General features: G+C 60.7%; 20 protein-coding genes and 2 pseudogenes. 16 read left to right on the top strand and 6 right to left on the bottom strand.

The genetic code is table 11. The features are described 5' to 3' along the window. Positions 1-13 precede the first annotated feature (13 nt). The 16 genes and pseudogenes from ACQB61_RS16670 (at position 14) to ACQB61_RS16595 (ending at position 13,139) form a co-directional block, all read left to right on the top strand. A complete protein-coding gene (locus ACQB61_RS16670) occupies positions 14-922 on the top strand; it encodes a chemotaxis protein (RefSeq protein WP_430513525.1) in 909 nt (302 codons plus the stop codon). A 2-nt stretch (positions 923-924) separates the two neighbouring features. Continuing rightward, a complete protein-coding gene (locus ACQB61_RS16665; protein ID WP_430513524.1) occupies positions 925-2,346 on the top strand; it encodes a flagellar hook-length control protein FliK in 1,422 nt (473 codons plus the stop codon). Next, positions 2,286-2,753 (top strand): transglycosylase SLT domain-containing protein, encoded by a 468-nt coding sequence (locus ACQB61_RS16660; RefSeq protein WP_430513523.1) that lies wholly within the window; start codon positions 2,286-2,288, stop codon positions 2,751-2,753. The genes ACQB61_RS16665 and ACQB61_RS16660 overlap by 61 nt, the downstream gene beginning before the upstream one ends. Before the next feature lie 171 nt (positions 2,754-2,924). Continuing rightward, positions 2,925-4,198, top strand: a pseudogene (locus ACQB61_RS16655) (flagellar hook protein FlgE). Between the two features lie 28 nt (positions 4,199-4,226). Beyond that, positions 4,227-5,711 (top strand): flagellar hook-associated protein FlgK, encoded by a 1,485-nt coding sequence (flgK, locus tag ACQB61_RS16650; RefSeq protein WP_430513522.1) that lies wholly within the window; start codon positions 4,227-4,229, stop codon positions 5,709-5,711. 3 nt (positions 5,712-5,714) lie between these two features. Further along, positions 5,715-6,764, top strand: coding sequence for a flagellar hook-associated family protein (locus tag ACQB61_RS16645; RefSeq protein WP_430513521.1), 1,050 nt, complete (start codon positions 5,715-5,717; stop codon positions 6,762-6,764). 65 nt (positions 6,765-6,829) lie between these two features. Continuing rightward, on the top strand, positions 6,830-7,210 hold the full coding sequence (gene flaF, locus ACQB61_RS16640; protein ID WP_430513520.1) for a flagellar biosynthesis regulator FlaF: 381 nt from the start codon (positions 6,830-6,832) through the stop codon (positions 7,208-7,210). Next, a complete protein-coding gene (gene flbT, locus ACQB61_RS16635; RefSeq protein ID WP_430513519.1) occupies positions 7,185-7,607 on the top strand; it encodes a flagellar biosynthesis repressor FlbT in 423 nt (140 codons plus the stop codon). The genes flaF and flbT overlap by 26 nt, the downstream gene beginning before the upstream one ends. Positions 7,608-7,617: 10 nt before the next feature. After that, complete coding sequence (flgD, locus tag ACQB61_RS16630) at positions 7,618-8,022, top strand: flagellar hook assembly protein FlgD (RefSeq protein ID WP_430513518.1); 405 nt, start codon at positions 7,618-7,620, stop codon at positions 8,020-8,022. Between the two features lie 2 nt (positions 8,023-8,024). Then, positions 8,025-8,291, top strand: coding sequence for a flagellar biosynthetic protein FliQ (locus ACQB61_RS16625; RefSeq protein WP_050474405.1), 267 nt, complete (start codon positions 8,025-8,027; stop codon positions 8,289-8,291). 148 nt (positions 8,292-8,439) lie between these two features. After that, a complete protein-coding gene (gene flhA, locus ACQB61_RS16620) occupies positions 8,440-10,530 on the top strand; it encodes a flagellar biosynthesis protein FlhA (protein ID WP_430513517.1) in 2,091 nt (696 codons plus the stop codon). A 2-nt stretch (positions 10,531-10,532) separates the two neighbouring features. Beyond that, positions 10,533-11,303: a flagellar biosynthesis protein FliR gene (fliR, locus tag ACQB61_RS16615; protein WP_430513516.1), complete on the top strand. Its 771-nt coding sequence runs from the start codon at positions 10,533-10,535 to the stop codon at positions 11,301-11,303. A 7-nt stretch (positions 11,304-11,310) separates the two neighbouring features. Then, positions 11,311-11,748 (top strand): flagellar biosynthesis protein R, encoded by a 438-nt coding sequence (locus ACQB61_RS16610; protein ID WP_430513515.1) that lies wholly within the window; start codon positions 11,311-11,313, stop codon positions 11,746-11,748. Positions 11,749-11,762: 14 nt separating this feature from the next. Continuing rightward, the gene (locus ACQB61_RS16605; protein WP_430513514.1) at positions 11,763-12,254 is read left to right on the top strand and encodes a rod-binding protein; all 492 of its coding nucleotides are present in this window, start codon (positions 11,763-11,765) and stop codon (positions 12,252-12,254) included. A 17-nt stretch (positions 12,255-12,271) separates the two neighbouring features. Further along, the gene (locus tag ACQB61_RS16600; RefSeq protein WP_430513513.1) at positions 12,272-12,685 is read left to right on the top strand and encodes a hypothetical protein; all 414 of its coding nucleotides are present in this window, start codon (positions 12,272-12,274) and stop codon (positions 12,683-12,685) included. Then, positions 12,633-13,139: a hypothetical protein gene (locus ACQB61_RS16595; RefSeq protein ID WP_430513512.1), complete on the top strand. Its 507-nt coding sequence runs from the start codon at positions 12,633-12,635 to the stop codon at positions 13,137-13,139. The genes ACQB61_RS16600 and ACQB61_RS16595 overlap by 53 nt, the downstream gene beginning before the upstream one ends. A 348-nt stretch (positions 13,140-13,487) precedes the next feature. Here ACQB61_RS16595 and ACQB61_RS16590 read toward each other — a convergent pair whose 3' ends face one another. From ACQB61_RS16590 to ACQB61_RS16565, 6 genes and pseudogenes are all read right to left on the bottom strand, one after another. Further along, the gene (locus ACQB61_RS16590; RefSeq protein WP_430513511.1) at positions 13,488-13,967 is read right to left on the bottom strand and encodes a hypothetical protein; all 480 of its coding nucleotides are present in this window, start codon (positions 13,965-13,967) and stop codon (positions 13,488-13,490) included. Continuing rightward, positions 13,967-15,042, bottom strand: a pseudogene (gene flhB / locus ACQB61_RS16585) (flagellar biosynthesis protein FlhB). Before flhB ends, ACQB61_RS16590 begins: the two are co-directional and overlap by 1 nt. Before the next feature lie 88 nt (positions 15,043-15,130). Next, entirely contained in the window at positions 15,131-16,165 is a 1,035-nt protein-coding gene (locus tag ACQB61_RS16580) for a flagellar motor switch protein FliG (RefSeq protein ID WP_430513510.1), read from the bottom strand. 94 nt (positions 16,166-16,259) lie between these two features. Further along, positions 16,260-16,535, bottom strand: coding sequence for a flagellar motor switch protein FliN (gene fliN, locus ACQB61_RS16575; protein ID WP_371328666.1), 276 nt, complete (start codon positions 16,533-16,535; stop codon positions 16,260-16,262). A 110-nt stretch (positions 16,536-16,645) separates the two neighbouring features. After that, positions 16,646-17,182, bottom strand: coding sequence for a hypothetical protein (locus ACQB61_RS16570; protein WP_430513509.1), 537 nt, complete (start codon positions 17,180-17,182; stop codon positions 16,646-16,648). Continuing rightward, positions 17,163-18,110 carry a flagellar motor switch protein FliM gene (locus tag ACQB61_RS16565; protein ID WP_430513508.1) on the bottom strand — a complete coding sequence of 316 codons (948 nt, stop codon included), beginning with the start codon at positions 18,108-18,110 and terminating at the stop codon, positions 17,163-17,165. Before ACQB61_RS16565 ends, ACQB61_RS16570 begins: the two co-directional genes overlap by 20 nt. Between the last annotated feature and the right edge of the window lie 2 nt (positions 18,111-18,112).

Genomic DNA, 18,112 nt, shown 5'->3' with positions numbered 1-18,112 from the left:
CCATCCCAATGTCGTGCGCAAGCTATTGACGCTGAAGGCTGCGCCTGCTGTCGAGGAAGACCTCATGCGCGGCGCGCTGGCCTATGTGGACGGCCGTCCTGAAGAAGCCAGGCGGCTGCTGTCCGGCTATGACCCCATGGGCATGGCGCCCAATCTGGGCGGACAGGTCGCGCTGGTGCGCTCAGCATTGGAAGTGGCAGACAATCCGAAAGAGGCGATGCGCCTGCTTGCCATCGCCCGGCTGCTCATGCCCGGGACGCTGGTGGAAGAGGCTGCCTTGCGCCGTGAGGTCTTTGTTGCCGGCAAGCTGGGTGACATTGAGGGATTTCAGTCACTTTCCATCCGCTATCTGCGCCGCTTCCGTGGCTCTATCTATGAGGGGGACTTCCGCCGCCGCTTCGGACTGGCCCTGGATTCGCTTGGGTTCAGCGAGAATGACGACCGCTTTGGCCTGCTGGAAAGTCTGTTGGCGGAGTTTGATGAAGACACGCGCCGCGGCTTCTATCTCCGGCTTGCCCGCCGGGCCGTCGCGGGCGGCCACCTGTCGATCGCCCGCAAGGCCTCCGAGCGGGCCATGCCACTGGCGATGGCCGGCACCTATGACGAGACCCAGCTGAAACTCTATCAGGCGGCAGTGTCACTGCGCCCCGAGGACATTCAGAGCACACGCCAGCTGCTCTGGTCGATCGACCGCAAGAGCCTTACTCCGCAGGACCGGGATCTGATGGATGCGGCCTACATCGTTCTCAATCACGTGCGCCACTGGCCAGAACCGCCACGCGGTGTGATCGGCGAGTTCGGAGCCTATGCCATTCTGCCGGCACCGGCCGACTCCTCCTGGAGCAAGCCGGTGATGCGGCAGGCCGAGCGGCTGCTGAAACAGACGGAAGATCTGATGAGCAAAGAGAAGGGGAGGTTCTGACCATGGCCATGATTGCAGCCACGGCGGCGGCGCCAGCGGCATCTTCATCTGCCGCAGCGTCCAAGTCCGGCGCGCAGGAAGAGGGCGGTACTGGCTTCTCCGATCTCATGCGCAAGATGACCCCCAAGGACGACAAACAGGAAAAGGCGGGCGAACAGACGCCTGCCCCGTCAGCAGGCGCAGCAACAGAGGCGCCGGTTCAGCCGCAAGGCGAAGCCGCTTTGCCGGATCTGCTTGCGGGGCTGTTCGAGCCGCCTGTCCAGCCGGATGCGGGAGAGGGAACCACTCAGTCCGGCGGCGCCGCGTCGCTGATGGCTGCACTGGCTCAGCCGGATGGGACCGCTGCCCTTCAAGCGGCTCCGGCCGCCGCATCGGCCGTTCAGGGCCAGGCGGCTGCAACGCCGCGCGCCAAGGCTGGGGAGCTTGCTGGTTCCCCGGCACAGCCTGCGCAGCCCATCATGCCTGAAGGCGCGGTCCGGTCTCAGCTGGAGCCGCGAGCCCAGCAAAAGCCGCAACAGGCCATGCCGTCTGGTCCGGTCATGCCCTCCAGCGAAGATCTTGAAGGGTTGGATGACGCTGGCCTTATTTCGCGCCTGATCAGGTCCGATGGCACGGGCGAAGGGGAGCCGGTGGATGACGCCGGTGCGCTGCGGGTTGCGGCGGGCATGGGCAAGATGAACGTGACGCGCGAAGAAACCCATTTCGCGCCGTCATTGCGCCTGTCTCCAGCTCAGCAGATCGGAACCGCCATCGCCTCTGCGCTGAATACGCCTGCGCAGCCTGATCCGGCCCGCAGCGATGCGGCAGCAGCGGTTTTCCGCGTCCGTCCGGATGCGCCCGCGGTCAAGATGCTGGAGATCCAGTTGCAGCCGATGGAGCTGGGCACGGTGAAGGTGACAATGAAACTCACCGGCGACTCCGTGCAAGTGGTCATGACGGCCAGCAACCCCGATACCGTTGAACTGCTGAAGCAGGACCGGCAGCTGCTGGACCAGATGATGCGTGCCACCGGTCACAAGGCGGACAGCATCACCATTCAGGCGGCAGGTGACGACCGCCCGGCGTTTCAGGTGACAGGTGCGCAGGCAGGGCAGGGCACGCAGGGTCAGCCCGGCGGCGATGGACGGGGCGCCATGGCTCAGGGCCAGTTCGGAGAAGCCATGGGGGAGGCAAGGAAGGCCAGGGAGGCCGCTCTTCCTCCTCTTCCCAGATGGACAACGGCAATGACGGTACAGAGGGGCAACAGCATGCAACGGCGGGTGATAGCCGCAGCGGCGCTTTGTATCTTTGAGTTTCTTCAGGGGGCGGCCAGTTCGCCGCCCCGGCTCAGGCTGCTCCCGGGCAGGCCATCTGTGAGCGGGAAATGGCTGCCGCAGCAAAGGCCTATCAGATTCCTCTCGGTGTGCTCTATGCCGTTGGCCTGACCGAAACGGGCCGGCGGAACTCGCTCTCGCCCTATGCCCTGAACATCGAGGGGGCGGCCAGATTCCCCGAGAACGCCAAGGCAGCCGAGCGCGAGGTGGCGGCCGCGCGGGCGCAGGGCAAGAAGCTCATCGACGTTGGCTGCATGCAGATCAATCATCACTATCACGGCAGTCAGTTCCGCTCGGTTGCGCATATGCTGGAGCCGCAGGCCAATGTGCGCTACGCCGCAAGGTTCCTGAATGAACTGCATGCCCGCCAGGGCACATGGACCATGGCAGTTGCGCGTTACCATGCAGGACCCAACAACAACCCGGCGCAGAAGCGTTACGTTTGCAAGGTCATTACCAACATGGTGGCCTCCGGCTTCGGCAAATGGACGCCGGAGGCAAAGACTTTCTGCAAGTAGCCGTTTTTTGTGGTGCCGCAGAATGAGGCCCGGGGGCAGTCCCGGGCCTTTTTCTTCCCTGCCGGGACCCGCTGCACCGCCCTAAAATCCCGCAGGACGGCCAGCAACAGCCTCACGCAAGATTGACCCCGTTGAATGGCAGCCAAGAGAGTTGGAAACGGGAGACGTTCCATGAGTCTTTACGGCGTTATGCGCACCGGCGTGTCCGGTATGAACGCGCAGTCCAGCAAGCTTGGCACTGTTGCTGACAACATCGCAAACTCCAATACCACGGGCTACAAGCGTGCTTCGACCGAGTTCAGCTCCATGGTGCTGTCGCAAGGGTCGGGGAAATACAATTCCGGCGGCGTGAAAGCCCAGACGGTCTATTCGATCTCCAGCCAGGGCCCGGTCAGCTACACCAGTTCAGGCCTGAACCTTGCAATCGACGGAAACGGCTTTTTTGTCGTCGCTGATGGAGACGGCACGCCGTCCCTGACCCGCGCAGGTGCTTTTGTTGTCGACAAGGAAGGCTTTCTGGTCAACACGGCCGGTTACCGCCTGCAGGGCTATCCGGTTGCCAATGGTGCAGAACCGGCCGTTGTCGCCAATGGTCTCGGCGGACTGGAGAACATCAACGTTTCCCAGAACCAGCTTGTCGCAACGCCGACCACAGCTGCCAAGCTCTGGACCAACGTTCCGGAAGATGCAGCCATCGTGCCTGCGGCCAATCTGCCTTCCGGCAATGCGGCCGGCGCAGCTTACACCTCCAAGACCTCGCTCGTTGTCTTCGATAACCTCGGCAACGAAGTGAAGCTGGATGTCTACTACTCGAAGACAGCGCAGACGGCTGGCGACTCCACATGGGAAGTTGCCATCTTCAACTCTGCCGATGCGGCTGCAGGTGGTGGCTTCCCTATGCCTCGGGCCCGCTGTCGACCCAGACGCTGACCTACAGCCGCACGACCGGCAAGCTGGACGCGGCGAGTGCCACGGCCATCAACGTCGCCGTTCCCAACGGCGGCACCTTCGACATCGACCTGTCCGGCTCCACTTCCGTGGCGGCTGAATTCGGCATCGCCGAGGTGGGCCGCAACGGCAATGCCCCAAGCGCTGTTGAGAAGGTGGAGTTCAGTTCGGACGGGACCCTCAGCGCCGTTTACGGGGATGGCTCCCGCCGTGCGCTGTACCGCATTCCGCTGGCAACGGTGCCCAGCCCCGACAAGCTGACAGTGCTTTCGGGCAACATCTATTCTGCATCGAACGACTCCGGTGAAATCCGCGTCGGTTTTCCGGATGAGAATGGTCTCGGGAAACTGGAGGTCGGCGCCAAGGAAGACTCCAACGTCGATATCGCAACCGAGCTGACTTCAATGATCGAGTCCCAGCGCGCCTTCACAGCCAACTCCAAGGTCTTCAAGGCAGGGTCTGACCTGCTGGAAGAACTCGTGAACCTGGCACGCTGACCGTCAGATCAAGGATGGAACTTCTGCCATGAGCCTGTCCGTAGCCCTGAAGGCCGCGCAGTCTGCACTGAGTGCAAGACAAATCGAGACCTCGACCATCTCGCGCAACATTGCCGGCGCGCAGCAAGCAGGCTTCACCCGCAAGTCTGTCATGCTGAGCACCGTCATATCTCAGGGCGGTACCGGTGGTGGCGTGCGTGTCGATGGCATCGCCCGCTCCACTGACAGCGGGCTTTACAAGGCGCTGTCAGGAGCAACATCCATCGCCTCGTCGCAGCTTGCGATCGCCAATGGGCTGGACAAGCTGGCAGGCACGACGGGCGATACCGAGCTCCTGCGTTCTCCGGCTGCCCAGCTGGGCAAGCTTGAAGCCGCGATCCAGAATTATGCGGCTGAACCGGGCAATTCCATCCAGGCGCAGGCCATGCTCACGGCGGCCAAGGATACGGCAAAGCTCCTGAACGACTACACAAGTCTTGTTCAGGGCGTGCGCGCGGATGCCGACGCAGAGATCGCCACATCTATCAATAAGGTCAATGATCTGCTCGGTCAGATCCAGACCCTCAACTCGGTGATCGTCAAGGGCTATGCATCGGGTGCAGATATCACCGATGCCATGGACAGCCGGGATCAGGCCCTTCTGGCTCTGTCGGAAGAAATCGGCATTTCCACGCTGACCCAGCAGGACGGCGGCGTCGTGATCTATACGGACAGCGGCGTGACCCTGTTTGAAACGTCCGCCCGCAAGGTGTCCTTCGAGCCGACAATTTCCTTCATGGCGGGTACGGTGGGAAATGCCATCTTCATTGATGGTGTCCCGGTAACAGGCGCTTCGGCCATCATGCCGGTTTCAACTGGCCGCCTGCATGGACTGACGCAGCTGCGCGACAATGTGGCGGTCACCTATCAGAACCAGCTGGACGAAGTGGCCCGTGGCCTCGTGGAAGCTTTCGCTGAAAGCGATCAGACCGGAGGCGGCGGCCCGCTGCAGGCTGGTCTCTTTACCTGGTCTGGCGGCCCTGCCGTTCCGGCAACGAGCACACTGTCTCAGGGCCTGGCCGGTAGCATCCGCATCAATTCGGCCGCAGACCCCGATCAGGGCGGAAGCCTTGACGTGCTGCGGGACGGCGGCATGGCAGGTGCCAACTACGTCTACAATCCGGCGGGTTTTGCAGGTTACACCGGACGCTTGAACGAATTCGTCAGCGCCATGAACGATCCCTCCCGCGTCTTTGATGCCGGGGTTGGATTGGACCCGACGTCTTCCCTCAAGACCTTCGCAAGTTCCTCTGTGAGCTGGCTGGAGGCCGGACGAAAAACGGCAGCGGCCAATGTTGAATTTCAATCCGTCATCGTTTCCCGCTCGGCAAGTGCCTTGTCGAATGTCACAGGCGTCAATCTCGATGAAGAGATGACGCTCATGCTCGACATTGAACGAGCCTATGGCGCGGCGGCCAAACTGATGACCGCTGTTGACCGAATGCTTCAGGACCTGCTGGACTCTGTGAGGTAAGTCATGACTACGACGCGTATTTCGACCTACTCCATGGCTGATTCAAGCCGCAGCCAGTTGATGCGCCAGACGACGCTGGTTGACAGGCTGAAACAGGAAATGTCCTCCCAGCGGCATTACGACATTGGTCTTGAGCTGGGTGCGCGGACTGGAGAAGCCGTGACCGTCCGCTCCGAGTTCGACCGCCTCAAGGGTACGATCGATACAAATGCGCTGCTGACGTCGCGCCTTGGCGTGACACAGGCCGCCATGGACGATGTTCTCAACTCGGCGCAGGAGATGCTCAAGACCCTTGTGGCCGTGCGTGATGCCAACGGGGCAAGGATCGGCGGCCAGAACATGGCCCAGGGAAACCTCAAGCTTCTTATTTCACGTCTGAATACAGAGAGCGGCGGCGTGTATGTCTTCGGTGGCGTCAACACCGGAGAAGCGCCGTTGACCGACTACTTTGCGCAGCCTGCGTCTGCCAGCAAGGCGGCTCTGGATGCAGCCTTCCTGGCCGAGTTCGGATTCAGTCAGTCTGATCCTGCAGCTGCAGGCATTTCTGCGGCTGACATGAACACTTTCCTCGACGGTGCTTTCCAGACGATGTTCGATGACCCCGCCTGGGGCAACAACTGGTCTTCGGCAACTGATGAGCTGATGAAAAACACCATCGCTCCAGGGGAGACGGTTGATACGACGGTCAGCGCCAATGAAAAGGCATTCCGTCAGCTTGCTTCTGTCTATTCGATGATTGGTGACCTCGGGGCGACGGGTCTCAATGACCTTGCTTACAAGGCAATTCTCGACAAGGCCATCTCTGTTCTTGGTGATGCCGTTGTCGGCGTCACGAATGCCAAGGGTAAATTGGGGCTTGTGGAGGAACGCGTGGCCGAGACGAGTGAACGGCTCAAGACGCAGGCCGACATCCTCAACAAGCGGGTCCTTACCCTTGAGCACATTGATCCGGAAGAAACGTCGGTACGGCTCAACACCGCTCTGACGCAGCTGGAAACCTCCTATGCGGTCAGCGCGCGCATGCAGAAGCTGAGCATCCTCAACTATCTGTGATCCATTTGACCGGCGCGGCCGCTTGCGGCCCGCCGCCGGACGGCAGCCAACACCAGAGAGGTGCCATGTACAAGTCCTCCTATGCCCAGACGATGGATGAGTTCGGAAACGATCCGCGTCAGGATGAGCGTGAGGCGCTCGGGATCGTCATCAGCCAGCTTGAACTGGCACGCGAGAATGGGGTCCGGTCTCGTGAGGCTGTCGAAGCCATCTTCAATGCGCGCCGGGTCTGGACATTCCTGCTGGAGAGCCTGTCCGAGAACAGCAACGAGCTGCCGGTGGAAATCCGTGCTGACCTGATCTCCATCGGCATCTGGGTGCTCAAGGAACTGGAGCGCCTTCGCCGTTACGAGACGGACAGCTTCGACGCCATTATCGAGATCAACGGGATCATCCGTGACAGCCTGAGGGGTGACCGCCATGCACATTGCCCTGAAAGCCGGTGAACGGCTCTACATCAATGGTGCGGTAATCCGCGTCGATCGCAAGACATCGGTCGAACTGCTCAACAATTGCGTTTTCCTGCTCGAGAACCACGTTTTGCAGGCGCATGAGACGACGACGCCGCTGCGCCAGCTCTACTTCGTGCTGCAGTCCATGCTCATGGACCCGGCCAGTGCGCCGCAGGCGCGCGATCTGGCAAACATGCTGCTGGCATCGACCCGCAGGACTTTCACAAATCCGGACATTGTCTCGGGTCTTGGGCAGGTTGATGAGCTCATGGGAGAAGGGCGGCTGTTCGATGCCCTGAAGACCATCAGGAATCTCTATCCGGTTGAGGCGGCCATCATGTCGGGCAGCCTTCCGAAAGAACCGGCCGCTGCCGGCTTTGTTGCAGCCTGAGGAGACGAAAATGACCACAGTTCCGGGTGTCAGTGCTGCGGGCGCAGCCCAGTCCCAATCTGCCAGCACTGCAGCACGTGACCAGCTCATGCTGGACTACAATGCCTTCCTGCAGCTGATGATGGCGCAGATGAAGAATCAGGATCCGACAGAGCCGGTCGACAGCACCCAGCAGCTGGCGCAGCTTGCCAGCTTCTCGCAGGTGGAGCAGTCCATCAAGATGAACACGAAGCTGGAAACCATGCTGGCGAACATGTCCTTCGGCCAGGTCGACGACCTCATCGGCCGGACGGTGACGGACGCAGATGGCGTCACGGGCATCGTCAAGTCCGTGGAAGTCTACTCCGATGGCACCGTTCTCGGCCTCGACAACGGCAAGGGCATTCTGCTTGGCCCAGGTGTGAAGATCTCCTGATCATGAACGAGGCTGACGCGCTTGACCTGGTGCGGACCGCGATCTGGACGATCATCACCGGATCCGCACCGGCGATTATTCCGGCAATGGTCGTCGGTGTCTCGATTGCCCTGATGCAGGCTCTGACGCAGGTGCAGGAAGTGACGCTGACTTTCATTCCCAAGATCGTCGCCATTCTTGCCATGATTGTCATTGCCGGCCCTTTCATCGGGGCCCAGATCTATTCGCTCACTGCATTGGTCTATGGCCGGATCGAAACCGGCTTCTGACGCAAGATTCTGCGGAGCCCTTTGAGCCTGCATAAGGGGCCGGCCATCCTGATGCCTGCCATTGCCGCTCTACTCCCCGGCGCACCATGTTCGCGCAAGCTTCACCGGGCACAGTTGGTGCAGCGATACAGTGTGACCGGGAGTGGGTATGTCCGATACAGTCGTATCAACGAGCGGACCGGATAAGCCGGAGAGCCGCCGCGATATCGGCTTTGCGATTGGCATCGCGCTGATCCTCGCCGTTCTCTTCCTGCCAATCCCGGCCTTCATGATCGACACGGGTCTTGCCCTGTCGATTGCCTTGTCGGTGCTGATCCTGATGGTCGCGCTGTGGATCCAGAAGCCTCTCGACTTCTCGTCCTTTCCGACCATCCTGCTGATCGCAACGATGCTGCGCCTGGCGCTCAACATCGCCACGACACGCGTCATCCTGTCCGAAGGGCATCAGGGCGTGACGGCCGCAGGCCACGTGATCTATGGCTTCTCCCAATTCGTCATGAGCGGTGACTTCGTCATCGGCCTGATCGTCTTCGCCATTCTGGTCACGGTGAACTTCCTCGTCATAACCAAAGGCGCGACCCGTATCGCCGAAGTGGGTGCGCGTTTCACGCTGGATGCGATCCCCGGCAAGCAGATGGCAATCGATGCGGATCTGTCCGCCGGTCTCATCGATGACAAGGAAGCGCAGTCGCGCCGCCGGGAGCTGGAAGAGGAAAGCTCCTTCTTCGGTGCCATGGATGGTGCGTCCAAGTTTGTACGTGGTGATGCCATCGCCGGCCTCATCATTACGGCCGTGAACATTCTGGGCGGCATTGTCATTGGCACCACGCGTTATGGCATGGATCTGTCGACGGCGGCGGATGTCTTCGTCAAGCTGTCAGTTGGTGATGGTCTTGTCTCGCAGATCCCGGCCTTGATCGTGTCACTGGCGGCCGGTCTTCTTGTGTCCAAGGGCGGCACCCGCGGTATCGCCGAGAAAGCGGTTCTTGGGCAGCTCGGCGCCTATCCACGCGCCCTTTTTGTCGGGGCGATGCTGATGGGCATCATGGCGCTGATGCCTGGCCTGCCGACGATCCCCTTCGCCCTGCTTGGCGGCCTGATGGCCTTCATTGGCTACACCATCCCGCGCAAGCTGGAAGAAAAGCGCAAGATGGCCAAGGCGCTGGCCGATGCGGAGGAAGCCAAGGCACAGCGCGAAAGCAAGGAGTCCGTCAAGGAGTCCCTCAAGACTGCGGAGATCGAGCTCTGCCTTGGCAAGCAGGTCGCCGCCCAGCTTCTGATCGGGCACAGCGAACTGGCCCGCCGTGTCGCACGCATGCGCCGCAAGTTCGCTGAGCAATATGGATTTGTCGTGCCCGATATCCGGGTCTCCGACAGCCTGACGCTTCCGCCAAAAGGCTATCAGATCAAGATCCACGGCACCGTGGTGGCGGCGCAGGAGGTGAAGGTCGGCGAACTTCTGGTGATGGCCAGCGACGATCATCCGCTACCGATGCTGGGCGAGCCGACGCGGGAGCCCGCCTTTGGCATGCCTGCCTATTGGGTGCCGATGGCCTATCAGGACGAGTTGAAGCGTGATGGTTTCATGCCGGCGGACAACAACACGGTGATCCTGACGCATCTGTCGGAAGTGATCCGCAACAACCTGCCGCAATTGCTGTCCTACAAGGATATGCGCAACCTTCTGGACCGGCTGGACCCGGAATACCGCAAGCTGATCGAGGATATCTGCCCCTCCCACATTTCCTTCTCAGGCCTTCAGGCGGTGCTCAAGCTGCTCCTGTCCGAACGCGTCTCGATCCGTAATCTGCATCTGATCCTGGAAGCCGTCGCCGAGATCGTGCCGCATGTGCGCCGCGCAGAGCAGGTGGTGGAGCATGTGCGCATGCGTATCGCCCAGCAGATCTGCGGTGATCTGGCGGAAGGCGGCCCCTTGCATGTGCTGCGTCTCGGCAACCGCTGGGACCTGGCGTTCCATCAGAGCCTGAAGCGTGACAGCAAGGGCGAAGTTGTCGAGTTCGATATCGAGCCGCAGCTGGTCGAGGACTTCGGTACCCAGATGTCCCAGACCGTCAAGACACTGGTTGCTGCGGGCAAACGCTTTGCCGTTGTGGCGGCACCTGATGCCCGCCCCTATGTGCGCATGATCGTGGAACGCATGTTCCCGACCCTGCCGGTGCTCTCACATCTTGAAATCGCGCGAGGGGTGGATGTGGAAACAATTGGCAGCGTGTCCTGACCATGGCCGGGGCGGTCCTGTCCCAGTTCGGCGTCGAGGCGCTGCTGGCCACCTTCATGCTGTTCTGCAGGATCGGCGTCTGCCTGATGGTGGTGCCGGGCTTCGGCAGCGACCGCGTGCCGGTGAAGGTGCGGCTCTTCGTGGCGATCTCGGCTTCGCTTGCGCTTGCGCCGATGCTGACGCCTCTGATCCAGACGGCGATGCCGGCCACAGATCTGGAGACGGTCGGGCGCTTCATCCTGAGCGAGCTGTTCACGGGTCTGCTGATCGGCATCATGGGGCGCTGCTTCATCGCCGGGCTGGAGATGATTGGCACCTTCATTGCCATGTCCATCGGCTTGTCGAACATGCCGGGCATGGCCATCGAGGGCAACGAGGCTCTGCCGCCGCTGGCCAGTCTGATGACGCTGACGGCCACGGCGATGATCTTCATCACCAACCAGCACTGGGAGCTCTTCCGGGCGCTGGCACAAAGCTACAACGCCCTGCCACCTGGCGCCGCCATCGACCCTGCGGCTGGGCTCGCACAGCTGACGGACCGGCTGTCCGAAGCATTCTGGCTTGCGCTGCGTATTGGCAGCCCTTTCGTGATCTACGCCGTTGTCATCAACTTTGCCCTGGGGCTCCTGAACAAGCTGACGCCGCAGATCCCGGTCTACTTCATTGCCACTCCGTTTCTGATTGCGGGCGGCATGTACTTTCTCTTTGTCGTCATGGGTGAGGCGATCACGCTCTTTCTTGACGGCTATGCCACCTGGCTCAGATTCGGTTGAGGCAACAATGTCGAAGAACAGCAAGGAAATCGGGCGCATTCTCAAGCTGCAGCGCCAGATCCATCAATTGTCAGCCTGGATGCTGGTCAATCTCGACCGTCAGGACGAGCAGCTTGCCGAGAAGCAGGACCGCGTGCTGCGGGCCCTGTCCGAGGGCGACCTCGCCATGCACGACCGCTTCATCCGCAATGCCTCACAGCGCCTGAAAACCATCGCCGAGGAACAGGCGCAACTTTCTGCGGCGCGGGAGAAGGTGGAAACGGAAATGGCCCGCCAGGGCCGTATGCTGAAGCTCACCGAGCGGCGCCTTGAGACTGTTGCCAAGCTTGAACGCCAGGCGGAGGAGCACTTGAGCCTCGCAGAAATTCTGGAGCGGCACGTGGGCGCGGCAACGCAAGCCTCCCACAAGCTGGACGATCTAGTCTCCAAAGCAATGAAGGCGTGACGAGGACCTTTGCCATGGCGATTTCTCCGATTTCCGACATCGTCCTCGATGTCGCCCGCGCTGCTGATCCGCAGCAGATCCGGGCGGCGGCCGCCAAGCTCGACAGCCTTGCCTATTCGGCTACTGGTGACAGCGGTCTGTTTGAAGACGCCATGGCTGCGGCCGGCCTTTCAGGTGGCCGCGGGCTGGATGGCTCGCAGTGGCCCATTGACGGCTTCATGCCTGCCATCGGCTCCACCGGTTCAGCGCGTGTGGCGATGCTGAACGACACGGCCCTCAACACGCGCACGCTGTCTCCGGCCCAGAAGTTTGAAGCGCTGATGATGCAGCAGATGGTGGAAGGAATTCTGCCTGAAGATGCGGAAAGCGTGTTCGGCTCCGGTACAGCCGGAGGCATCTGGAAATCCATGCTGGCTGAGCAGATCGGTAACCAGATGGCCGCACGTGGCGGCATTGGTATCGCAGAGCTTATCGCCAAGACCCTTGGCCAGCGGGAAACCGCGTGATGGAGCCGCAGCCTGACATGTCTGACGAAGAAAATGCAGAGATTGTTCCGCCTGTTGCCCTGCCGGCCTATGTGAATGATCTTCTGATCATGGCCATCATCAAGGCACATACGGTGGTTGAGGCTGAAACGGCCGCTCTGCGCGAACAGGGCACGGCAGATCTTCGTGCCTTCGAGTTCCGCAAGAGTCAGGCGCTGCTTGAGCTTGCCCGCGCCAGCCGGACGTTGCTTGCGCCAGGCGGGGATGGAGAGCGCGACATCGCCGTCGCCACGGAACTGAGGCGTCTGCGTGCCGCGCTGGAAGCCAACATGCAGGTGCTTTCGCTGCATCTGGATGCTGTCCGTGAGATTGCGGGGATGATTTCCCAGGCGATGCTCGATGCCGACTCTGACGGCACCTATTCCCTTGAACACGCAAGGGCCCGCCCATGATGCGGCTTCTTTTGCCGGCCTTTGGGTTTGCCTGACGACGCTTGGCGCCTCCTATGCCGCTGTCCACTGGATGACGCAGGACGGCAACGGGGCGGCCAGGGACGAGCGCGTCATGGTCGGCATTGACTACGAGCAGCTGCGAGCCATCAACGTGCCGATCATCGAGAATGGCGCACTGCAGGGATATGTGGTGGTGCAGCTCGTGTTCACGGCGGATGGCGATGCACTGCGCAAGAGCGCCATAAAGCCACAGCCGTTCATCATCGATGAGACCTTCCGTCTTCTCTACACTGATGAGACCCTGAATTTCCGCAAGCTTGAGCGCTATGATATCCAAGGCCTCAAGACCAAGGTCCGGGATGCGGTGAACACGCGGCTTGGCAACAATCTCGTGCAGGAGATCCTCGTCGAGGAGTTCAACTACTTCACGAAGTCCGACGTTCTGTCGCATTGAACTGAGTTCGGTTCAGGCTCCGGATCATCTGCATCTTCTGCTCAGCGTCCCGCCCTGCTGCAAGACCCTGCTTGGCTCACGTGCCGGATGAGGCAGCCGAAACTGTCTGCGGCGCCTCATCCCATTTCAGACCCTTGGCAGGGGGCATTGTGCCTTCAGGCTCCTCAGGCGAACCATGGGCAGATATCACCCAGGTTGGCGGATGCCCGCTGTCGGTCTTTGAATGCGGTTGGAGAAGGTAGCCGCTGCGCGAATGCCCTCCTGGCCGGAAGAGCCCTGATCACTGCACGTATGCAGGGCACCTGAGTCAGCTCAAATCACGACACATTCGCGGCGGGACCACTGGCCCTATTGAGGCAGCGGTTTCAGGCGGGCATCTGCCAGCGCCTCGACAAGGCGCCGGGTATTCTCTTCTGGATCTTCCGACGGGTCGGCAAACTCGATGTGATGGATCTCGACGCTCGAGCCGCGGGCATTCAGGGTCAAACTGAAATAGATCCAGACACCGTTGTTGCGGAACTCCAGGTCCAGGCGGACATCCGGCGTCGTGTCCCAATCCGCTTCGACATGGGCGCCGAGGCCGTAGCGCAGGGTCTCGTTCTTGAAGAAGAGCTCTGTCGAGGATTTCACGAGGTCTGAGATATTGGCGTGCTTTTCAGTGCGCACAAAGGCGATCAAGTCCGTGACGTCGATCAGGCGAAGCTCTTCGGCAACGTCAGAAACGGCCTGTGCAAGAGCTTCTTCCCGCAAGCGCACCGAACCCGGAATCCGGGGCATCTGGCTGAAGGAACCCATGCTCATGTCGAAGCCCTCAAAACTCTCGTGCATCACACGACCTTCACTGTCTTGCGCGAATACACGTAACAGATAATTTCCGCAACCATTCTATAGAATTGCGGCGGAATCATTCTTTCCAATTCGGTACTCGCATAAAGTGAACGGGCAAGCTCACGGTTCTCTACGACGGGAATGTTGTTTTCCTCTGCAATTTGCCGGATCTTGAGCGCAATCAGGTCTTGCCCCTTGGCAACAACAATCGGGGCGGCCGTTTCGTCGCGCTCGTAGCGCAAGGCTACGGCAAAATGGGTCGGGTTGGCGATCACAAGCGTTGCCTTCGGCACGGCGGCCATCATCCGGTTGCGTGCCCTGTCGCGGGCAAGCGAGCGCTGGCGGGCCTTCACCAACGGGTCGCCTTCTGCCTGCTTGAACTCGTCTTTCAGCTCCTGCTTGCTCATGCGCAGGTTCTGGCGCCAGTGCATGCGGGCCCACAGCAGATCGACGGCCACAAGAACAATCGTGGCAATGCAGATGCCCGAAAGCAGCTTCATTGACAGATGGAGAATGGTCTCCGGCAGGGCGGAAGGGTCGGTGAACATGGCATTCACCAGCGCGTTGGCGTTCGAGCGCAGCAGCAGAAATGCGACCAGGCTGATGGCGGTGAATTTGAAAACCGACTTGCCGAATTCGACAAGCCCCTGCATTCCGAAAAGCCGGCTCCAGCCTTTCGAGAGCGAAAGGCGCGACAGCTCCGGCTTGATGCGGGTGAGGACCACCTTCGGTGCGTTCTGGAAGAACGAAGCCGCGAGGCCTGCGACCATGAGCATCGCAACGATGGGCGCGAGGAACAGCCCCAGATCCAGGCTGAGGGCATGGGTGAGCTGGATTGCATCCGATCCATTTCCAATGCTGTATCCCCCGCATTGTCGATGAAACCCGAGAGCCCGCCACTGAGACGCTGGACACCCGGCGAAATGACGAAACTTCCAATCAGCAAAACAGCCAGAAAGGCGGAGAGGATCGAGGCCTCCTTGGAAACAGGTATGTTTCCCTTGTCGATCGCATCCCTGATTTTCTTCTCTGTCGGTTCCTCTGTTTTAGAGTCCTTGTCGTCCTGATCTGACATCTACGCGTCCACCGGTTTGCCAGTTCGTCTGCCCTGCTGTACGGCAGGGGCCATTGCCCCGGCTTCTGCCGGGGAGTGTGCGCCAGGCTTACCGCAGGACGGCGCTGTCCTCCTGCTTCGGATTGAGGTCGATCTCTCCGCGGCCTGCCATTTCCAGGGCAAGATCCGTGATGGAGGAGCGCGCCTGAAGCACTTCGCGCTGTCCGGCCGGTTCGCCGCCCGCCAGCTCGTGTTCCACGATCTTGCGCGTCCTCGATGTCATCGACGACAGAATTACCTCGCGGAAGGCGCGGTCGGTTCCCTTCAGCGCCAGCACAATCCGGTCGGTTGGGATCTGATCGAAGATGGCCATGCGCGTACGGGCGTTCAGGTTGATGATATCGTCGAAGGTGAAGAGCAGTCCCTTCAGCAGTTCCGCCGATTTTGGCCGTGCGTCCGTGAGGCTCGACAAGGCATCTTCCATGTGGTCGCGGTCCATCTTGTTGAGGATGTCCGCCATGCGCGCATAGGAATCAGCTTCCATCGTGCCCGAGAGGTTGAGCATGAAGTCTTCATGCAGCGTCTTTTCGACGTCGCGCATGATTTCCTGGACGATGGCCTTGATGGACAGCATCCTGCGCATAAGCTGGTTGCGCAGATCCGGTGGCAGCTGGCTGAGCACCTTTGCAGCGGCAGCCGGCCTGATCTTCGACAGGATCAGGGCCGCCGTCTGGGGGTGTTCCTTCATCAGATAATTGGCGAGCACGGTCTCCGAAACGGTGGCGATCCTGTCCCAGATCGACCGGTTCGAGTTACCGAGCACGTCAGACATGATGTCGGAAAGCTGCTCCTCGGGAAGCACACCCTCCAGCATCTTCTCCACTTCATTTGGCGTGCCATACAAAGTGGTGCCATTGGAGAACTGCATGATGAAGTCTTCGGCGAGCTGATCGAGCTCCTCTGCCGCCACAGTGCCGAGCTGAGCTGCAGCGACTGTGATCATGCGGATTTCTTCCTGATCAAAATGCTGCAGCAGCCGGCGCGAGCTGGGCTTGCCGAGCGCCAGAAGAAGCGCCGCGACTTTCTGCGTTCCCTTCAGGGTGCGCGTCGGCATGAGGGTTTCGGCAGATGTGCTCGCATTCATTTTTGCGGTCTCTCCTGCAGCTTAAGTTCTGCCAAGGCTTTGAGAGGCTTGCGCATCATGCCTTGAAATTGCTCATGCGCTGCACGGCCTGGTTTCAGGCGTCAAGCAGGCTGTTCTGGGCGCTGATGATTTCGGTCAGCGAAACGCCGAAGCGGGAGTTGTCGTCTTCCACGACGACCACTTCGCCACGGGCAACCACGCGGCCATTGACCACGATATCGACCGGCTCACCAACACGGTGATTGAGCGGAATGACGGCGCCGCGGCCAAGCTTCAGCAAGTTGGCGACCAGCATCGTGGCCGAGCCCAGCACGACCTGAATGTTGACCGGAATGCCGAGGATCGTGTCGAGGTTCCGCTCGTCGCCCATCAGGTCGGAGCTGGTCAGCTTTGCGCTCTTGGATCCGCCGGTTTCGACCTTGGCAAATTCAGCCGCACCTGCGGCCTTGGCGGAAGGGGTCTCGTTCATATCATTGCTGCTCATGTCAGATCATCCTTGCGGTGGATGGATACGGATCGGAACGGGCCGGTGGCCAGGTCATCCAGACGATGAACCTTCATTTCCGTTGGCGCGGCTGGCTCGTGGGTGTCGCCTGCTGCCGGTGTGGCGTGACGCAGAACCGTCTCGACAACCGTGGACACCATGTCGCTGGCAGGTGGCTCGATATGTCCGGCCTTGGCACGCATCGCGACTTCGGTGGAAAGCTGCTTCAGCTCGGACCTGAGGACAGATTGCTGGCGCTTGGCTTCCCGGGTGAGGGCGTCGATTTCGGCAATGAGTTCCCTTGCATCGTCCATCCTGGCGCCAAGTGCGTTGAGCACCTGGGCTCCGCGGACGTTGAGCTCCTTGACCGACACCTCGATCCCGTCAAGAGCCAGCGCCGTCTGGTCAAAGATCCGCTGGTAGTCCTCATGATAGGATCCCAGCCGGCGCAGCTCCCGGTACATGGTCACCATCTTGAAGCTCGTGATCGCCAGAGCGATCAACAGCACCGCATCAACGAGATAGGAGATCATCGACGATATCCTTTTCCAGATGGATCAGGTCTTCGACCTGAAGGGTGTAGGAGCCGTCCAGTTGTCCGAGACGGCAGTTGAAGATGGGCTGCTGGTTGCACTCCAGCTTAACCGGGCTGCGGGGCGTGGCCTGCAGCTCAATGATCTGGCCAATCTTCATGTTGGCGATTTCGCCCAGCGTCAGTTCGCGTTCTTCCAGAACGGCCTGAAGCTTCACTTCCGTGCGCTGGATCTCTGCCTGGAAATGCTGGGTCCATTGCTTGTCGCGCCCCGCCATTTCACCCGAGAGCACCTGCGACAGGCGCTGGCGCAGCGGGTTGAGTGTGGAGTGCGGCATCACGACGAAGATCTCGCCGCCACGGCCGATGGCCTGAAGCAAGAGGCGTGCGACAACGGCCGGATTGTTGCGGCGGCCAATAATGGCGAAGTCCATGCGGCTTTCGACACGTTCGATCTTCAGCGTCGTCTCGGCGATGGGGCTGAACGATTCCTGCAACGCATTTGCGGCCACTTCAAAGACCGTACGGGCAATGCGCGTCTCGATGGAGGAGAAAGTGCGCTCCTCGTCAATCGGCGGCTCAGTGCCGTCAGCGCCGAACAGCACGTCAATCATTGTGAAGATGAAGTCCCGGTCAAAGCCGATCAGCAGGCGCGTGTCCCATTCCGGCGAATAGAGCACAGCGACCAGGGCGTTGGATTCGTAGACATCCAAAACATCGCCGATACGCTCGTTGCCGATATCGGAGACGGAAATGTAGGACGGCGAGGCCGACTTCTGACGCATCGCATCGGCAAAGACACGAGCCATGCGGTCGAAGAGCACCGGCAGCATCGGCAACCGGTCGACGGAGATGCCAGCGGCATCCAGCAGGCGGTCGGTGATCTGGGCGCGTTCCGAATGGAACGAGTTGGCAGCGTGATCAAGCATGA

Origin of the sequence: Pannonibacter phragmitetus, assembly GCF_050510895.1 — a bacterium.
GTDB lineage: Bacteria > Pseudomonadota > Alphaproteobacteria > Rhizobiales > Stappiaceae > Pannonibacter > Pannonibacter phragmitetus_B.
This window is presented reverse-complemented; position numbering and strand designations above follow the sequence as displayed.